General features: G+C 71.7%; 3 protein-coding genes. 1 reads left to right on the forward strand and 2 read right to left on the reverse strand.

All coding sequences use genetic code 11. The features are described 5' to 3' along the window. Positions 1–1,050: NAD(P)H-quinone dehydrogenase (locus tag VMF51_RS15240; protein ID WP_325475304.1), on the reverse strand; the 1,050-nt coding region annotated here is incomplete at its 3' end. Between the two features lie 75 nt (positions 1,051–1,125). On the opposite strand from VMF51_RS15240, the gene VMF51_RS15245 reads away from it, so the two are divergent. Continuing rightward, positions 1,126–1,578 (forward strand): gamma-glutamylcyclotransferase, encoded by a 453-nt coding sequence (locus tag VMF51_RS15245; RefSeq protein ID WP_325475305.1) that lies wholly within the window; start codon positions 1,126–1,128, stop codon positions 1,576–1,578. A gap of 32 nt (positions 1,579–1,610) precedes the next feature. Here the strand turns inward: VMF51_RS15245 and VMF51_RS15250 are convergent. Further along, a partial coding sequence (locus VMF51_RS15250; protein ID WP_325475306.1) for a hypothetical protein occupies positions 1,611–2,064 on the reverse strand: 454 nt, incomplete at its 5' end.

The raw sequence follows: 2,064 nt of genomic DNA on the forward strand, positions 1-2,064 counted from the left end.
GGTGAAGATCGTGGACGCCACGTGGCTGAGCCTGATCGGGTGGACCGACTCGCCGAGCGCGTGCCACATCGCGATCCGGCCCTGCATCGCCGCGACCGAGGCCAGCATCAGCACGCCGGTGCAGTCGCCCGCCGCGTAGACGCCGGGCACGGACGTGCGGGAGACCCGGTCGACCTCGATGAAGCCGCGCGAGTCGAGGTGAACGCCCGCCTCGGCGAGGCCGATCCCGGTCGTGCACGGCGCCATCCCCACCGTCAGCAGGCAGTGCGAGCCGGCCACCTCGCGACCGTCGGCGAGCGTCACCACCACGCCGTCGCCCTTGCGGCGGACCGACTCGGCCCGCGACTTGCCGAGCACGTTCATGCCGCGCCGACGGAACACGCCCTCGATGACGACGGCCGCGTCCTTGTCCTCGTGCGGCAGCACCCGCTCTCGCGACGACACCAGCGTCACCTGCGAGCCGAGCGCCTGGAAGGCGCTCGCGAACTCGGCCCCGGTCACCCCGGAGCCGACCACGATCAGTTCCTCGGGCAGCTCGGGCAGGTCGTAGATCTGGCGGCAGGTGAGGATGCGCTCGCCGTCGGCGGCGCCGTCCGGCAGCGCCCGGGGTGCCGCCCCGGTCGCGATCAGCACCGCGTCCGCCTGCACGGTCTCGCCGTCGGCGTCGATCGTGTGCGGGCCCGCGAGACGACCCCTGGCCGGGATAACCCGGATGCCCTCGGCCGCCAGGTGCTCGGCGATGTCGTTCGACTGGTCCGCCGCCAGCGCCTTGATCCGGGTGTAGAGGGCGGGCGCGTCCACCCCGAGGACCGGGTTGCCGCCGTCCGACAGCTGCAGCCCGAGCGAGGCCGCGCGGCCGAGCGAGGTCATCGTCGACGACGATTCGATGAGCGTCTTGCTCGGTACGCAGTCGGTGAGCACGCAGGCGCCGCCGAGACCGTCTTCATCGATGACGGTGATCTCGGCCCCGAGCTGGGAGGCGACGAGTGCGGCTTCATAGCCGCCTGGCCCGCCGCCCAGGATGGCGACACGTGGACGTGGCAGGGTCACGTTAAGCAATTATCCCGGACGTTACCCACTAGGTTGTACGTCGCCCCCGTCGATAACGTCGTACGCTTAGGCAGCGTGGCCCTTTACGCCGCCTACGGCAGCAACATGGATCCGGCGCAGATGCTCCTGCGCTGCCCGCATTCCCCGCAGCGGGGCACCGGGTGGCTGGAAGGCTGGCGCCTTACTTTCGGTGGCGACGAGCTCGGCTGGGACGGCGCCCTCACCACGGTGGTCGAGGACGCCGAACAGCGCACGTTCGTCGTGCTCTACGACGTCCCTGAGGTCGACGAGAAGGAACTCGACGTCTGGGACGGCGTTAACCTCGGGTTTTATAGCAAGATCAAGGTCCGCGTGCAGACCCTTGACGGGGACACCCTCGCCTGGCTCTACGTGCTCGACGCCTACGAGGGCGGCCTGCCCTCCGCCGAGCGGCTGTCCATCCTGGTGGACGCGGCGGTCAAGGCGGGCGCGCCGCTGGACTACATCGACTGGCTCCAGGCCAGGCCGTCCAACCCGCCCAAGGGCTAGGCTTCCGGCCTTCCTCCCCCGCCCTGTCGCCCCTAGACGAGGATCGCGAGGACCAGGGCGAGCACGGGGGCGATGATGGCGGCGATGGCGGGCCACGACCAGCTGGAGACTGGCGGACGCGCCCGCACGTCGACCGCGTCGGTTTTGAGCTGCTCGGCGCGCTCGGTCAGGGTCGCGACGACGATGTCGACGTCGAGCCCGAGCGGCGCGGGCGGCGGCGCGTCGTCGACCGGCGGGGCGCCGAAGCCGCCGAAGCGGACCCCCCGGGCGCTGCCGCCGCGCGACCGCCGCTGCGCCCGCATCTCCTCGGCCAGCTTCCGGCGGCGCGAGGAGTGCGCCGCCCACGCGTAGAACGCCTTCGTGTTGGTCTCGGCGCCGTCCTCGGCCGTCCACAGGCAGCGGACGCGGAGCAGCTCGGTCGGGTCGAACCCGACCACGGCCGGCCAGCCGACCCGAGTGTCGCGGATGGGGTTGACGATCGTCAGC

This window comes from Nocardioides sp. (assembly GCF_035503875.1).
In the GTDB taxonomy this organism is placed as follows: domain Bacteria; phylum Actinomycetota; class Actinomycetes; order Propionibacteriales; family Nocardioidaceae; genus Nocardioides.